The organism is Streptomyces sp. NPDC031479, from assembly GCF_055581065.1.
Map to the genome: position 1 here is coordinate 196,142 of NZ_JBVIKC010000012.1, position 14,874 is coordinate 211,015.

Genomic DNA, 14,874 nt, shown 5'->3' on the forward strand with positions numbered 1-14,874 from the left:
GGCGATCCATGGAACTTCGGCCAAACCGCCACGGTCGTGGCAGGAAGTCGACGGCCGCCGACTCCCCCGCCGGACGCCGATCACCGCCGAACGGGATCCCGGGATTCCAGGTGATCCGGATCGTGGGCCGGGGCGGCGGCGCGCAGCGCCGCCTCGACCCGGCGGTTGCCGGTCATGGTCGACGTGACGGCGGTCATGGTGAGGAGGAGGCCGGCGGCCGCGTAGAGGGGGGTGCGTACGTCGTAGGCGGTGGCCAGCCAGCCGCCGAGGAAGGCGCCGAACGGGGCGGCGCACATGGCGAGCATGCGCGAGGTGGAGGCGACCCGGCCCATCAGGCGCGGGGGGACGATCGCCTGTCGGAGGGAGGGAGCGAGCACCATCGTGGCGCCCATGCCCGCTCCGCAGACGGCGAGCGCGAGGCCGGCGACGTACGGGTTCGGGGCGGCGGCGAGGCCCAGGATGGCGAGTCCCTCGACTGCGGCCGTGCAGGTCAGCGCGGTGCCCGTGCCGAGTCGCCGGCCGAGGAAGGAGGCGATGCCCGCGCCGAGCAGACCGCCGGTGGCCTCCGCCGCGAGGAGCAGGCCGAAGCCGAAGGTGTCGATGCCGAGACGGTCGTGCGCGAAGAGGGCGAGGACGGTCTCCACGGCGAGGAAGGCGATGTTCCCGACCGCCGGACGCAGCGCGAGCCCGAGCAGCAGCTGATTGCGGAACACGTACGAGGTGCCGGCCCGCGCCTGTCGCAGCAGCGATTCACGGGCCTGCGGTACGGGCCGGGGTGCGGCGGGCAGCGACCGTACGAGCAGTGCGGAGAGCGCGAACGACACCGCGTCGGCGAGCAGCGGTACCGCCCTCCCGAGTGCGAGCAGCGCACTGCCCGCGGGCGGCCCCGCGAAGCCGGACGCGGCGGTCTGGGTACCGCGCAGGCGGGAGTTGGCGCGCTCCAGGAGCGCGGGGTCGCGGCCGAGCAGATCCGGCAGATAGGCCGTGGCGGCCGTGTCGAAGAAGAGTCCGCCGAGGCCGAGCAGGAAGGCGACTGCCGCGAGCAGCGGAATGCTCAGCGCGTCGAGCGCGGCCGCCGCCGCCGGTATCGCGAGCAGCACGGCACGCGCCGCGTCCGTGACCCACATCGTGCGCCGGCGGTCCCACCGGTCCACCAGTGCACCGCCGAGCACCCCGAAGAGCAGCCACGGCAGCGTTCCGGCGGCCGTGACGACGGCGAGCGCCATCGGATCCCGCGTCAACGTCAGCGCGAGCAGCGGCAGCGCGGCGTGCGTCACTCCGTCACCGAGGGAGGACACCGTCTGCGCGGTCCACAGCCGTCCGAAACCGGTCGGCAACTTTCTGACGTCTGAGCTCACTTGGCGTTCCCTTCGGCCTGTCGGCGCGGTGCCGGGTGAAACAGTGCGAAGACGAGTGACGCGTCCGGCAGCGAGGGGTCGGACAGCTCCCGGTACTCGTCCGCCAGGGCCTCCAGGCGCGCCCCCAGCTCAGCGAACTGCTCCTCGGTGAGCCGCAGATGCGCCATCCGTACGTGCCGCTCGCCGTCCGGCGGCGAGGCCTCCAGGTCCGCCACCGCGTGCCGCATCAGCACGTCCGGCCCTCCCTCGCCGGGATCCGGCAGCACGATCGCCCGCGCGGCCATCGCGTAGTACCGCTCGGTGACCCCCCGGACCTTCCGCGTCCGCACCACCTTCACCAGGCCGGCCCGCTCCAGCAGTCGTACGTGGTAGCTGGAACTCCCCTTCGCGAGACCCACCCGCTCGGCGATCTGCGTGATCGTCGCGGGCTCGAAGCGGAGCACGGCCATGATCCGGTGGCGCGTGAGATTGGAGACGGCGCGCAGCTGCTCGTCGGTGGTGACGTGGAACGTCTCGGGAAGGTCGTCGGTAGGCATGCCCCTAATGGTCAACAGTTCTTGACCATTAGGCAAGGGGGTTTCGTTCGAAGTTCGGATTTCCGCGACCGGCGGTCCGACACGTGAGCCTTCGCTCCGCTCCTCCGGCAGTCGGACCTGCGGGTTGCCGATGCCTGACTACGAGTCAGACACTTGGTACGGTATGGCCCGGTCCTGCCCACTGATCGAACAGACCCTCTCCGCCCCTGCGGCGGTGCGCCCCGTCGGTCAGCCGCGGCCGATGACTCCGCGCACGGCCCACCGCCGGCGCACGCAGCGGTCGCCGGGGCCGGCACCCGATCCATCACCAACGCTGGAGTTCCGCATGTCTCACCGCACCGGTCTCGTCCTCGATTTCGGCGGGGTGCTCACCACGCCGCTGCTGCCGGCGGTGCTGGCCTTCGAGCAGCGCGAGGGACTGCAGCAGGGCGCGTGCATCAAGGCGCTGTACATGGACGCCGAAGGAGTTCGGCTCACCCACGAGCTGGAGCGCGGCACGGTCAGCCAGACCGAATGGAACGAGGCCGCCGCCCCCAGGCTCGGGGTCTCTCCGGACAATCTGATGGGCCGGATCTTCGCCGACCTGCGACCGGAGCGCACCCTGATCGACGCGGCCGCAGCAGCGAAGCGGGCCGGGATCAAGGTCGGCATCCTGTCCAACTCGGTCGGGCTCAGTCCCTGGAACCTCTACGACGGGTACGAGCTCGAAGCGCGCTATCACAGCGTGGTCATCTCCGAGTGCCACGGGATGCGCAAGCCCGACCCGGAGCTGTTCGAAGCCATGCTGAAGCTGCTGGGGCTCTCGGCCGACGAGTGCGTCTTCGTCGACGACACCGAGGAGTACGTGCAGGCGGCCGAGAAGCTCGGCTTCGCGGGTGTTCACGCGCAGCAGCCCGACCAGACGGTCTCCCGACTCGAGGCCCTGCTGGGCGTACCCCTGACCGACGCGCACTGAACCGCCCCGGCCCGTCCCGGCACTTGCGTGGTCCAGCGGCGCACCGGGGCGGGCTCCCCCGAACCTGTTGCCAGAGTCGATCCTGGTGACGCTAGGGTTCCCACCTGTCGGCTTCGTACAGGGAGGGGCGCGAACCGTGGACACTCACGTACAGACCCGTGTTTCGGCGTACGCGATCGCGGTGGAGGACGGCCGGCTGCTGATGATCCGGCTGTCGGACGCCTCGCCGATCTTCACACCGGGGCTCTGGCACATGCCGGGCGGCGGCATCGACCCGGGCGAACAGCCTGTGGAGGCCTTGTCCCGTGAACTCCGGGAGGAGACAGGGCTCGAACTCGCCGACGCTCGACTGCTCGACGCGCGGACCTACGCGGTTCGGCGCAATGGCGTGAGCTGGAGCCTCACGGCGTTGTTCTACGCCGTCGCCCTCAAGGGCGGGACGCCGACAGTGACCGAGATCGACGGCTCCACCGACGCGGTCGCGTGGATGCCACTGGCCGACTTGCAGGACGACACCGTGCTGTCACCGGCGGCCGCCGACGCGCTCCGCATGCTTGAGCACGCCGAAGGCGCCGGTCACAGCACTCGTTGAGGACTGCGGCCGGCACGGTTGCCTCGTAGCGGACCGCGAGCATTTCGCATGGCGCGGCGACTGCTCCCTGGCGCCCCGCGAGCCGTCCCGAGATCCGCGTCCATGACATCCGGAAGATCACGCACTTGACCTCGACCGAACGTGAGGTTCTACGTTCTCCCCAGGACCTGCACGGCACGCAGACTCCACACCCGAAGCACCAGGAGGGGACAGCCCATGACGACCCAGCAGCAGCTCTCCGACGCCGAGCTCGCCGGGCAGCCGGCCGCTTACTGGACCGGTGTCGCCTATGAGGCGCTCATCGCCTTCACCCGGGCGCGGCAGACCGAAAAGGGCTACACCCAGCCCCAGTTCTGGCTGCTGCGCAACCTGTCGGAGAACGACATCTCGCCCGACGGCGAGGGGATGGCCCTGCCCGAGTTGTACAAGGCCATGGCCTCCTACATCCGGCCCGAGGACGACCTGGCGGCAGAGGCCGAGGTGCTCGTGGAGCGCGGCTGGCTGACCCGGGACACCGAGGACCGGCTGTGGCTCACCGCGGAGGGGGAACAGGCCCGCGTCGACCTCGCACGCAACGGCCCCGCGATCCGCGCCGTCCTTCACGAGGGCATTGACGACGCGGACTACGTCACCACGGTGAAGGTGCTCATGCAGCTGATCCGCAACGCGGGCGGAACGGCCGCCTGACGGACCGTGGACCCGGGCACCTCCCGGCCGCCACCCTGCGCGGCCGCAGCGCGGAGCCCGTGGCCGGCCCGTATCCGGTCCCCGATCGCGCGGAACCGCCGGAGTCGGTGGTGCCGCGGTTCCGCCCCTGCGGGAAGAGATGCCGTGCGCCGCCCTCAGACGTCGGATCGGGGCCCGAACGGGCTTCCCGACCCGGGTTGCGACCCTCCCCCGTGGGGATCGCTGCCTTCGGGCGGCGCAAACAACCAGCCATGAAGACCCCTCACCTCTCGGGAGGAGCCCGGCCAGCTGGCGGCATGGACAAGATCCTGCTGCACCCTCCGCCCGGTGTCAACAATAGTTTGCACATGACGCCAACTCGGAGGCGGAAAAGGGCTCTTGGATGCCGGTCTGGACCTGGAATCGACTGCTGCCACGGCTTGCCGGTTAGACTTGATGCGGCCAGCATGCAGTTCGAGTAACTTCTCGCAGGGGCGCCCGCCGCCCCGAGTTCTGCCAGTGCGGCGGCGGTTCCCTCGCCAACGCGGCGGAAGCGGTGATGATCACGGCAGTCACCGTGCGGCCGGACAGGCCGTCACGGCGACGGTCACTCGGACGTGGCAGGAAAGGGATCGATGAGCGGCACGGGCGACCAGCGGGCGCTGCTGATCTCAGAGCGTCTCGACTTCCTGTTCGCGCACATCTTCCCGCGGGGCTCCGAGCCCCAGTCGAACGCCGCCGTCAGTCACACCACCGGCGTGCCGCTTGAGTTGCTGCAGGCCCTGCGGGCGGGCGAGCCCACGGGGGAGACCGTCGAGGACGACCCGTTCATCGGCCGGCTCGGGCACCTGCTGAAGACCCGGACGACCGACGAGGGCAAACCCCACACGCAGACGGATGTGGCCAGGGCGTGCGGAAAGTCGCGGATGTGGCTCTACAACCTGCTGGAGGGAAAGAGCAAGCCCAGCCTTGAGTCCACGAAGCTGCTCTGCAAGATCTTCAAGGTGGATCCGTCCTTCTTCACGGATGACCCCCTGGAGGCCCTGGCGAGGCACTTCGGCATCGAGGCCGGCCCCGCGTTCTTCACCCTCCCCGACACCGACGCCCTGGTACAGGAGACCAAGGACCAGGTGGAACTCGTGGCGCTGCTGCGCGAGGCCGGCGCCCCCGCGGTCCTCAGCCGCTACCTCGGGACGTTGCCCGGCTCCCGGGACTGAACGGTTCGCTCCGGCCGCGGCCTCCAAGGCCGCCAAGGCCTCGGCCGGCAGGCTCAGCGGCCCGCCCGGGAAGCCGCCGCCGGAATCATCCGGTTCGTTCGCGATTGCCCCTCCCCCAAGGCTTTCCGATCCAGGAAGTACGCCAACCGGAAGCCTGTCCCACTTGATCTCGCTCGCAATGAACGTACAAGCTACTCACTGTGACTCTCCAGACGTGGGCACGCCATCCCTCCGGCGCTCCCCCGACGCTGGTCAGGGCGGTCGCCCGCCGTGGGGTCGGACGTCCGTACCGCGGTGCGGAGAGCCGGAGTCAGCGAGCGGAGCCCGGCTCCGGGTCAACTGCGGCGCACGTCACCGTCGGCGGTCCATGGGCGTGGGACCACGTACGAAGAATCCAGCAGATTCACGAAAGAACCGGGGCATGCGTCCCATGTGCTGTGGTTTTTGCAGAAGGGGTAGACCGTGGCGGGAATCCGGGAGACCGTCGGAATCGTCTCAGAGACGCTCCGGGAGATCCGCACCCTCCGCAGATTGCGCAACACCTTCTGCTCGCAGCTCGGGCTGCCGGCCCACCCGACCATCGACGAGGTCGTATCGGCCGTCTCCGACCGCTGTGGGGTGCCGATCCGGATCATCCACCTCCCTTTGAAGTACCCGCTCACGGGGGGACTCCTGCGGGGACCCTCCGAGCTCATCATCGTGGTCGACAAGGACTCGCAGAGCATCCTCCAGAACTTCGTCATCGCCCACGAACTGGCACACGCCTTCCTCGGGCACGATCCGGAGACAGCGGGGCATGACCTACAGGACGAGCTGCTCGCCAGCCTGGCTCCCGCCCTCAACCCCAAGGTCAGCCGAATGATGCTGGCCCGCACCTACTTCGACGGGCCCGAGACGACACTGTCCTGCGGGCAGACTCCGCCCGAGCGGGAAGCCGAAACTCTGGGGCGGCTGATCGTCAGCATGATCACCAACATCAGCGGCGACGCCACCACCTCGGTGAGCTCCGCCCTGCGTCACAGGGGGACCGGTGTCTGAGGACGCTGCGAACATCGTCTACCTCACCGTCGCCGCGATCGGGTTGTGCACCACCTCCGCGAAGTTCGTCGCCTGGCAGCGGGAACGCTCACCCGCGCTGCGGCTGATCGCCATGTGCTCCGCCTTGGGGGTGGGCGCCTTCGTGTTCGCGACGCCCGTGGTCTACCGGGGCATCGCGGACCTGACGGGCAAACAGAACCTCGCCGAGCTGCTGGTCTTCCTCTGCATCCTCGGCTTCTTCGCCCACACGCACATCATGTCGCTGCTGTGGCGCCCTTCCCCGTCGAGCGCGACCGGCCGCAACCCGCTGACCGGGCCGTTCGTCGTCTACGGCCTCGTCGTGGGTGCCCTGATCACCGGATTCCTCGCCGCCGGGCTCGACGACGCACCGCACCCGCTGGACTTCAACATCACCTACGGCCGGGACCCCGGCGCTCTGGTCATGCTGGGCGCGTTCCAGCTGGGCCTCGGCTACGCCTCGGTCTCCACCGCCCTGCGGTTCCGTCACAACGCCCTCTCCTCGCAGGACGATCCGAGGCTGCGCCGGGCACTGCAGCACATCGCGATCGCCACCTGGTTCATCGCCGGGTACGTGGCGTGCGTCGGGCCGGCCACCGTGGCCGACGCCACGGGCTGGCGCGGCCTGGACCCCCTCCACGGCCTCGGCCCGGTCTCCGGCACGATCGGGGCCGTCATCATCAACTGGGGGTTCTCCGGTGCCGCCATCGCCACGTGGCGCGCGGACCGGCGGGACTACCTGGCGCTGGCCCCGCTGTGGCAGCTGACGCGTCGCGCCGACCCCCGGATCACTCTGACCGAGCCCAATCCGGTGGCGCAGCTCGGCCTGCTCTACGTACGGGACTGGCACCTGATCACGCGTATGGCCGACATCCTCAGCGGTATCCGCAGCCTGCACCCCTACCTCGGCCATGCCCCCGCCGACCGGGTCCGCGAGGCTGCCGCCGGCACCGGCTGGTCGAAGGACGACGAGCGGGCCGCGGCCGCCGCCGCCGTCCTCCTCGGGGCGGTGGCGCTCGCCGAGGACGGAGCCGGCCGGGTGAGCGGCAGGGGCATCCCGCTGCCGGGGTCCGAGCTGGAAGCGGGTGCCCAACGCGCCCACCTGGTCCGCATGGCCCGCCTTCTCGACCACCCCGAGGTTCTGGCGGCGGCCGGAGTGGACAAGGACGGGCGGCTGGTCTCCAGCTCCTAGCCTCCTGGCCTCCTGGCCTCCTGGCCGTCCCGGTCGTCCCCGTGTCACCGGTCCCGCCGCGCGCACGCCATCGCGACACGCCACAAGAACCGTGGCGCCTGCAGATCGGCGGGACGCCTGCGCATGTTGACGACGTCGAGGAACCTCTCGTTCACCCACGCGTCCGTCGTGGAGGCCTCCTCCACCCATTCCGCCATCTTCCTGGCCATTCCGTAGCCGCGCGGATAGGGACCCGTGACGTGCGGCTGAGCCAGGTCGGACAGCGTCGAGACCTCCCATGCCGCGTTCACCACGACCCTGATGTGGTGGAAGTAGGCGCGGGCCGGCGCATGGAGGTCGCCGCCCTTGCGCAGGTACGCGGCAAGGCACGACGCGTGCAGAAGGGCACTGGTCATGCCCTGCCCGTACACCGGGTTGAAGGAGGCCACGGCATCGCCCACGACGAACAGTCCTCCGGGAAGGCGCTCCACGGCCCACCAGCGCCTCCGCGAGGAGTGCGCCATGCCGTACGTCTCGACCTCGCCGATCAGCTCGCACCGGTCGGCGACGACGCCGAAGGGGCTCGCGTCCATCTCCCTCATGCGCCTGCGGAACTCGGCGGGGTCCCGGGTCGGGCGCTTCCCGGCGTACGCCGCTATGACCGCCATCCACTGGCCGCCCTCCACCGCGGCCATGGCCCCGGTGTCCGACTGCTCGGCGGTGCCGCTCGCGGCGGCGGGCAGCTGGTGCGCCACGCGAACGTCGGGAAGTTCCGTTCCCCTGCGGAAGCGCGCGGTGGCGTAGCCCAGATCGATCCGCATGCGGTCGACAGGGGGTTCCGGCCACCCCTCCTCCCGGAGCCAGGAGGCCAGCCGACTCGACCGGCCCGTGGCGTCGACCACCGCGTCGGCCGGCAGCACGTGCGCTTCGCCGGAGTCGGCGGCGCGGACGCGGACGCCGACCACCCGCGTGCCCCGAATGTCCAGACCGCAGGCCTTGCCCACCCTCACCGTGACCCCGTCGTCCAGCAGGGTCCGGCGGCGAACGTGCTCTTCGAGGAGGCCGCGGCTCACGCCGATCAGCTCGTTCCCGGGAACGCTGACCTTCCGCCGTCCGTTCGAGAAGAGCTGGATCTCGCTCCCCGACCCGAGGACCGCGCCATCGGCGACCAAGTCCTTCGACAACCCGGGAAACCAGCGTTCGGCCTGCGTCCGTCCCATGTCGAGCAGCGCATGGAGCTGCCCGCTCTGCGGCACACCGCCCCTCGCGACCGTCGCGGCGAGTCCATCGGGCTCGACGACGGTCACCCGTTTGCCAAGGCTCCGCAGGGCCCGTGCTGCGGCCAGCCCCGCGATGCTTCCCCCCAGGACGACTACATGCTGCACGTGCTCCCCCTCCTTCATCGACTGCCCTCACCGTTGGAGAACCCGGGCACGGCCCCGGCACAGCACCCTAGGGCCGTTCTGATCAACGACCAATGTGAGCAGTCGGCTTGGTTGGCGAGAACACGATCAGAAGATCCACTCGGTGAGTCCTGCGGCCTCACGGTGCGGGCAGGGCGCAGGTGGACCGGCCTCCGGCTCTCGGACCGATGGGAGCAGCTCGATCACGTGGAGCGGTACCTCGGAGGGCCGCGCGGACGGGTGGCAACGGTGGCAGGCCGCCGGGGCGTGCCCGAGGCTCGTTGACGGGGACGAGTACGAGGGAAGGGCAGCGCCCCATGCCGGAAGCCGACGAGGAAGGCCTCACCGCGCGCCCGATCCGCACGGGGGACCAGGATCGGAGCAGGGCCGAGCGCCTGAAGAGTGCGGTCATGCGCACCCATCTGCTTCCCGCGTTCCTGGTCCTCACCGTCATGATGGTGGCCCTGTGGCTCATGGGAATGCCGTTTCTTCAGGCCCTGACGATCTCGACCGCGGTGAAGATCGTGGTGGCCCTGCTCGAACTCCGTCGGGTGCCCGGTTCTCCCGGGAGCTGACGCACGCGGCTGTCGGCAGCCGCACGTGTCCCGCGAGCTGTCGCCCCAGCCGCTGATCGCCGGGGGGACTCGGTTCACGCCGCGTCACCGCGGCGCTCCACCGGCCCGGCGCGCCCCTCGGGGCCGAATCAGAGCGCACGGGACCCGGCTCCGGACGGGCGCCGGTCCGGTCGTTACGGCAGTCGCCTCAGCGGGCGCATTCGCCGCCGCCCGTACCGTTGGCCGGGACGGCTCGGCACGGTCCGGTGTGCCCGTCCCACGGCCGCTTCGGCGGCCTGGTGGCGCCTCCGCCACCGCCGCCGGCTGCCGTCACCAGCCGGGAGGCCAGGTCCAGGGATCCGGAACGGACGTCCGAGCCACCCCACCGCCGCCGCCGTGGACGGAGTCCGAGGACCCGCCGGTACCGCCGCCGTTGAAGCCGCCGGGACCGGGAGCGCCGTCCGACCCGACTCCGCCCGCGCCGCCGACATTGACCTGAAGTGCCTGGCCCGGCGTGACGGGCAGCGTGCCGACGACCTCGGCGCCGGCACCCCCGGTGCCCCCGGGGTTCGGGGCTCCGGCCGCAGCCCCTCCGGAAGCACCCCGGGCATCCACGGACAGCTGCGTCACTCCGTGGGTACGGTGAACGTCTGGGGCGCCCCGGTATAGTCGAACGTGCACACCACCTGGTTGCCGGTCTGCACGCAGCCCTGGGCGGCGGCCGGGGCGGCCAGGAGCGGAACGAGGGCCCGCGACATCCCTGTTGCCAGGAGGGTAGCTTCGGTGGCGGCGACGGACGGGGAAGAGGGCATGCGGACTACTGGTGTCGAGGTCTTCTCCTGTGCCGTGTGCGGCGCCGGGCTGTCCCTGCCGGTACGTGAGGTGCGACCGCCGGCGGAGGACGAGGGCTGGACGCCGCTCGACTCCCCCGTGGACCCCTGCCCGCCCAGAATGGCGGCGGGCACCTTCGCCCGCGACCCGGAACCGGGGCGCATCACCTGGGGCTCGCCGCCCAAGGGCTTCCGTACGTCCCGCGCGGGGCACGGGCCAGGGGTGGACCTGCTGTTGAGCCCGGCCGACCTGGTCGGAACCACGAAGATCCTCAGCCGATGGGGCGGCTGCTGCGGGCCGGGCGGGCACGAGGGGGCGAATCTGGCGTGCGCGGGGTGTGGGGCGGAGGTCGGGCTGTGGATCGGTGACTGCTACACCTGGCTGGAGGTCGTCCTCGACGGGCGCCTGGTCAGGCGTTCCCCCGCGGCTTGAGCACCTCTTCCTCGGCCCGCCGGCCGTCGCGGCCCTCTCCCCCGCACCGCGGGGCCCCCGGCGGGCTTCCGGTCCGGCCGGGGTGCGTGAACGGCCCCCGCAGGCTCCGCGACCGTCAGCCTGCACTGGCCGTCCTCGCAGGAGCGCTGCAGTCGGCCCCGCGAGATGGTCTGCATCAGGCCGATGGTCCAGCACATCGGACAGCCGCGCAGTGCCAGCACGCCGACCGGCAGGAGCAGCAGGCTGACCGGGCCCGTGGCCGGGAGGAGCGCGAGCGAGGCGATCAGACTGCCGAAGCCGATCAGGCCGCGGAGCAGGTGGCGGGACAGGGACGGACTCGCGAAGTCGGGGCCGTCGGCTCCGGTGGTCGTCGTCATGCGGGGTCTCCGGTCGTGGGTCGGGGTGTGGCGCGCAGGGACTGCTGGACGGAGGTGCGAGCGCGGTGCAGGCGCGATTTCATCGCCGCGGTGCTGAGGCCGAGCGCCTCGGCGGCCATCCGTCCGCTGTAACCCTGGATGTCCCGCATGATCAGCACGCGGCGCTGCTCGGCCGGCAGAGCGGCGACGGCGGCCGCGACCCGGCCCGCCTCGATGCGCTGCAGGACCACGTCCTCGGCGGAGCTCACGGCGGCATCCGGCAGGGGTGCGTCGGACCGCATCGTCCGCGCGCGCCGCAGGCACTCGTTGCGGACGATGCGGAACATCCACGAGGCCAGCGCGCCGGAGGCCCGTAGCGTCCCGATCTTGCGGTAGAGGATGATCAGGGCTTCCTGCGCGGCGTCCTCGGCGTCCTCGGGAGTGGCGCAGAGCGAGCGGGCGAATCGCCGTACGTTCGGGTGCGAGCCCGCGACCAGAGCGGTGATGGAGTCGACGTCGCCGCGCTGGGCGTCGACGACGAGCTGTTCGGCGGGCCAGGACGAGTCAGCCACGGGCTTGCTTCCGCTTGCGCGTGACGAAGTAGACGCACGTGCAGAGCAGCACGGCTCCGGCGGCGATGACGATACCGATGAGCATGAAGACCTCCTGTTTCCCGGTCCGACGTTTGTCGGCACACGTATAGGAGGCGCGTGCCCGCCGAAAGGATTCGGTCCGTCCCGGGAAATGTCGATCGCGCCGTGCCACCGGGTCGCCTTCGGCACGGGGGCTCCGCCCCGGACCGTTTCCCGGGCCCACGATGGGCACGGGTGCGGGGGGGTGCGGGTGCGGGGGGGGTGCGGGGTGCGGCCTGGGCCGGCCCTGCCGGATGCCCTGCGGCACCAACGGCTCACGTCAGGCGTGCCGGCTGTCCGTCAGGGCTCCGCGTCCCGCAGGACGTTGTGATCAAGTACCAGATCCGCTTCCGTGGCAGGCCTCAGGCCGACCTGCGGCGCATGGCCCGGCGAACCAGGTACAGGACCACGATCAACACGATGACGACGAACACGACGATCAGCAATTTCGAGAAGAGCCCGCCCTTCTTCTTCTTGCTCTTCTTGCTCTTCTTGTTGCCGGTGACGGCCTGGACCCGGGACGACGTCGGTGCGCGGAGACCGGCTGCCACCCCGGCTCCCGCCAGGAGGGAGTTCTGCGCCGGCGCCGTGGCGGCGGGAGCCTGCCGGGCCGCCGGTACGGCCGCCTCCGCGGCTGCCGCCGGGCCCAGCAGCAACCCGGCGAGTATGAAGAGCGGTACGAGTACCGCCGCCGTTGCCGGACGCTTCCTGGGACTGCTGTTGTTCGTCACTTTCTCCCCTGTTCTCGAACGCCCTGACCTCCCGGTGGAATCCGGACGGCCGGGGTACTGGAGCATCGTCGACGAGTTGGACCGCCGCGGCAAGGACATGGGAGCGTGACCCTGTCGAGCGCTCCTGACCGGTTGCCCCGTCGTCACGCTGTCACACCCTCCGCGTAGAGTCGGAGGAGTGGATCGAGACGACGCCCTTCACCCGACGGACACCACCGAACTGCTGCGCGGTGTCCACGCCCGGCTGCTGCCCCTGGCCGCGTTCACTCCCGAGCTCATGGGGGCCATGCGGTACGCCCGTGTGGTCGCCGACGGGCTCGTCTTCGCGTACGCCCTCGACGGACCCACCAGCGTGCGCATCCTCACCGACAGGGACGTCGAGCGTGCCGGGCTCCAGGAACTGGGGCAGGCGGCGTACGCGAACCTGATGCGGGTACCCGTCGAGTACGCGGAAGTACTCACCGAAGAAGGGGTACGACTGCACTCGGTCTACGGCGACTCGCACTTCATCGCCGCCAAGGCCCTGTTCCTGTCCGAGACGGCCCGGCAGGTCACCGGTGAGCCGCTCCCGGACACCGGCGCCCTCGTCGTCGTGCCCAGCCGGCACAACCTGGTGTTCCACCCGATCAGCGACGGATCCGTGGTCGGCGCGGTCAACGCCCTCGCCTCCTACGCGGTGGGCGCCCACGAGGACTCGGGGCAGGGGGCCCTGTCGCCGCAGGTCTACTGGTGGCACGCCGGCGGCCTGACCTCGCTCACGGTCTTCGACGAGGAGACCCGCACCTTCTCCCTGCAGCCCCCGCCGCAGCTGCTCGCCATGATGAAGGGCCTGGTCCGGCTCGACGGCGCCGGCCGGATCGCCACCCGCACCGCGGACAAGGCTCCCGACGTCGACGAACTCGCCGAAGCGACCGTCGAGTCGGTGCGGCGTCTCGCCACGGACCCCGCAGGGCTGGGCGGCGCGTTCGGCTCCGCCGTCGCGCTGGCCCACGCCCGCTGCGTCGAAGACCCCGACGCGGCGGGCATCGACACGTGGGACGCCTGGGCCACCTCGGTGCAGCTCGGCTCCGCGCTGTTCACCGGCGCGCGGCCCCAGCAGTGCCACCTCGGCGAAGAGCGGGTCGGTCTGCTGCCCGCGACGCCCGCCGACCCGCCCGCGGATGCCCGCGCCTGGCTCGACGCCCTGTACCTCGCGATCGTGTGCCGCCAGACGGACCGGATCGGCCGGCTGTGCGCGGTGCCGCCGGCGCGGCTGCGGGAGGACGACTCCGTCGACGCGTACGTCCTGCACTGGGTCGACACCCTGCGGGCCTACTTCTCCCGGCGGTCCATGGACGAGGTGGTGGAGAAGCTGCTGGCCACCATGGAGTCGTCCATGCCCGAGCGCCTGACGCACGCGCCGAAGGACTTCGTGAACCGGGTCGACTACCAGCCCGTCGCCCTCTTCCACCGCCTCGTCGCGGGGGACCCCGACGCCTTCGCCGAGACGCTGGCGGAAGCCCTCGCGGAGCACGTCGGGTACTGGGCCGGGTCGGCGGCGCCGCGCGCCGGGCTCGCCCTCGGGCCTCTCGCGATGGCAAGCATGGCCTACGAACGCGGATTCCCCGTCGACCCGAAGCAGCCGTGCCTGCCCGCCTACCTGCTCGACGGGAAGCGGATCGAGGACATCCCCGAATCCGGGGACCCCTCGTAGCCGTGCCGTAGGGGGCACGAACCGGAGCCGAACCGGAGCCGAGCCGACCCGGTCCAGGAGTCCGGCTACCCGAAGGGGTGTTGGCCGGCGATGGCGATGAGCTGGACGTCCATCTCGTCGGCCTGCGCACAGAGCATGCTCGCGACCGTGCGCATCGTGCCCACGTCCAGCCTGTCCCGGGTCGCCTGGCCCTCTGCCGTCCACGCGAATTCGCCCGACTGCGCCTGCAGGTCGAACGCCCGCGCCATGTCGCGGAGCATCGCGGTGACGTCCTGCACGGCCATGTACAGCTGCCCGTCGGCGCCCCGCCGCACGGGCGTCTCCGCGTCCGTGTGCCGCCAGCCCATCTGCCTCACCCCACTGAGATCAAGCCCCACCAGGCGGTGTGTCCCCTGCCCGGTCCCATCTTGCTCTCACCGGCGCCATCGGCGAAGGGATTCGGACGGGATGCGTGTCCGGGGCGACGGTACGGGGCGCGCCGCTTGCGACGACCGCACCCCCGCCGGCGAGTACCCGGGCCATGGCGGCGCCGGTCCCGGTCCCGGTCCCGGCGGGCTTGCCACCGCCACCTTCCCCGTGCGCCGGCGACCCCGTCGGGGTCGCCGGCGGAAGAGGGGGGGAGGGGGGTGGGGGTGGGAGGGTGTGGTGTAGGTTTTCCCCAGCGGGGGACATCGTCTTTTCCAATTCGGTG

At 71.2% G+C, this 14,874-nt stretch carries 17 protein-coding genes; 9 read left to right on the forward strand and 8 right to left on the reverse strand.

All coding sequences use genetic code 11. The features are described 5' to 3' along the window. Nucleotides 1-80: 80 nt before the first annotated feature. Together ACZ5D2_RS16525 and ACZ5D2_RS16530 are read right to left on the reverse strand one after the other, a co-directional pair. A complete protein-coding gene (locus tag ACZ5D2_RS16525) occupies nt 81-1,358 on the reverse strand; it encodes an MFS transporter (RefSeq protein WP_468929871.1) in 1,278 nt (425 codons plus the stop codon). After that, nucleotides 1,355-1,894: an ArsR/SmtB family transcription factor gene (locus ACZ5D2_RS16530; RefSeq protein ID WP_331738086.1), complete on the reverse strand. Its 540-nt coding sequence runs from the start codon at nt 1,892-1,894 to the stop codon at nt 1,355-1,357. Before ACZ5D2_RS16530 ends, ACZ5D2_RS16525 begins: the two co-directional genes overlap by 4 nt. 325 nt (nt 1,895-2,219) lie before the next feature. Between ACZ5D2_RS16530 and ACZ5D2_RS16535 the strand changes: the two genes are divergently transcribed. The 6 genes from ACZ5D2_RS16535 to ACZ5D2_RS16560 all read left to right on the forward strand — a co-directional run bounded on the left by ACZ5D2_RS16535 (nt 2,220) and on the right by ACZ5D2_RS16560 (nt 7,572). Next, nucleotides 2,220-2,849 carry an HAD-IA family hydrolase gene (locus ACZ5D2_RS16535; RefSeq protein ID WP_468929872.1) on the forward strand — a complete coding sequence of 210 codons (630 nt, stop codon included), beginning with the start codon at nt 2,220-2,222 and terminating at the stop codon, nt 2,847-2,849. A gap of 136 nt (nt 2,850-2,985) precedes the next feature. After that, a complete protein-coding gene (locus ACZ5D2_RS16540) occupies nt 2,986-3,441 on the forward strand; it encodes an NUDIX hydrolase (RefSeq protein WP_331738082.1) in 456 nt (151 codons plus the stop codon). A gap of 216 nt (nt 3,442-3,657) precedes the next feature. Then, complete coding sequence (locus ACZ5D2_RS16545; protein ID WP_331738080.1) at nt 3,658-4,128, forward strand: MarR family winged helix-turn-helix transcriptional regulator; 471 nt, start codon at nt 3,658-3,660, stop codon at nt 4,126-4,128. Nucleotides 4,129-4,742: 614 nt separating this feature from the next. Continuing rightward, nucleotides 4,743-5,324 carry a helix-turn-helix domain-containing protein gene (locus ACZ5D2_RS16550; RefSeq protein ID WP_331738078.1) on the forward strand — a complete coding sequence of 194 codons (582 nt, stop codon included), beginning with the start codon at nt 4,743-4,745 and terminating at the stop codon, nt 5,322-5,324. A gap of 462 nt (nt 5,325-5,786) precedes the next feature. Continuing rightward, a complete protein-coding gene (locus ACZ5D2_RS16555) occupies nt 5,787-6,362 on the forward strand; it encodes an ImmA/IrrE family metallo-endopeptidase (RefSeq protein WP_331738076.1) in 576 nt (191 codons plus the stop codon). Next, nucleotides 6,355-7,572 (forward strand): DUF6545 domain-containing protein, encoded by a 1,218-nt coding sequence (locus tag ACZ5D2_RS16560; RefSeq protein WP_468929876.1) that lies wholly within the window; start codon nt 6,355-6,357, stop codon nt 7,570-7,572. Before ACZ5D2_RS16555 ends, ACZ5D2_RS16560 begins: the two co-directional genes overlap by 8 nt. A 44-nt stretch (nt 7,573-7,616) precedes the next feature. On the opposite strand, the gene ACZ5D2_RS16565 is transcribed toward ACZ5D2_RS16560, so the two are convergent. Then, nucleotides 7,617-8,936: an NAD(P)/FAD-dependent oxidoreductase gene (locus tag ACZ5D2_RS16565; protein ID WP_331738072.1), complete on the reverse strand. Its 1,320-nt coding sequence runs from the start codon at nt 8,934-8,936 to the stop codon at nt 7,617-7,619. A gap of 335 nt (nt 8,937-9,271) precedes the next feature. On the opposite strand from ACZ5D2_RS16565, the gene ACZ5D2_RS16570 reads away from it, so the two are divergent. Further along, on the forward strand, nt 9,272-9,529 hold the full coding sequence (locus ACZ5D2_RS16570; RefSeq protein ID WP_331738070.1) for a hypothetical protein: 258 nt from the start codon (nt 9,272-9,274) through the stop codon (nt 9,527-9,529). Nucleotides 9,530-10,134: 605 nt separating this feature from the next. On the opposite strand, the gene ACZ5D2_RS16575 is transcribed toward ACZ5D2_RS16570, so the two are convergent. Further along, complete coding sequence (locus tag ACZ5D2_RS16575; protein WP_371681472.1) at nt 10,135-10,266, reverse strand: hypothetical protein; 132 nt, start codon at nt 10,264-10,266, stop codon at nt 10,135-10,137. 52 nt (nt 10,267-10,318) lie between these two features. On the opposite strand from ACZ5D2_RS16575, the gene ACZ5D2_RS16580 reads away from it, so the two are divergent. Further along, nucleotides 10,319-10,771 (forward strand): hypothetical protein, encoded by a 453-nt coding sequence (locus tag ACZ5D2_RS16580; protein ID WP_331738067.1) that lies wholly within the window; start codon nt 10,319-10,321, stop codon nt 10,769-10,771. Here the strand turns inward: ACZ5D2_RS16580 and ACZ5D2_RS16585 are convergent. From ACZ5D2_RS16585 to ACZ5D2_RS16595, 3 genes are all read right to left on the reverse strand, one after another. Next, entirely contained in the window at nt 10,711-11,148 is a 438-nt protein-coding gene (locus ACZ5D2_RS16585; protein ID WP_468929881.1) for a hypothetical protein, read from the reverse strand. The genes ACZ5D2_RS16580 and ACZ5D2_RS16585 overlap by 61 nt on opposite strands. Beyond that, entirely contained in the window at nt 11,145-11,699 is a 555-nt protein-coding gene (locus tag ACZ5D2_RS16590) for an RNA polymerase sigma factor (RefSeq protein ID WP_331738064.1), read from the reverse strand. The genes ACZ5D2_RS16585 and ACZ5D2_RS16590 overlap by 4 nt, the downstream gene beginning before the upstream one ends. A 422-nt stretch (nt 11,700-12,121) precedes the next feature. Next, nucleotides 12,122-12,490, reverse strand: coding sequence for a hypothetical protein (locus ACZ5D2_RS16595; protein ID WP_371681471.1), 369 nt, complete (start codon nt 12,488-12,490; stop codon nt 12,122-12,124). A gap of 178 nt (nt 12,491-12,668) precedes the next feature. Here ACZ5D2_RS16595 and ACZ5D2_RS16600 point away from each other — a divergent pair, with 178 nt between their 5' ends. Further along, the gene (locus ACZ5D2_RS16600; RefSeq protein WP_468929883.1) at nt 12,669-14,183 is read left to right on the forward strand and encodes an immunity 49 family protein; all 1,515 of its coding nucleotides are present in this window, start codon (nt 12,669-12,671) and stop codon (nt 14,181-14,183) included. A 65-nt stretch (nt 14,184-14,248) separates the two neighbouring features. Here the strand turns inward: ACZ5D2_RS16600 and ACZ5D2_RS16605 are convergent, their stop codons facing one another. Further along, nucleotides 14,249-14,530 carry a hypothetical protein gene (locus ACZ5D2_RS16605; RefSeq protein ID WP_468929885.1) on the reverse strand — a complete coding sequence of 94 codons (282 nt, stop codon included), beginning with the start codon at nt 14,528-14,530 and terminating at the stop codon, nt 14,249-14,251. Nucleotides 14,531-14,874 lie beyond the last annotated feature (344 nt).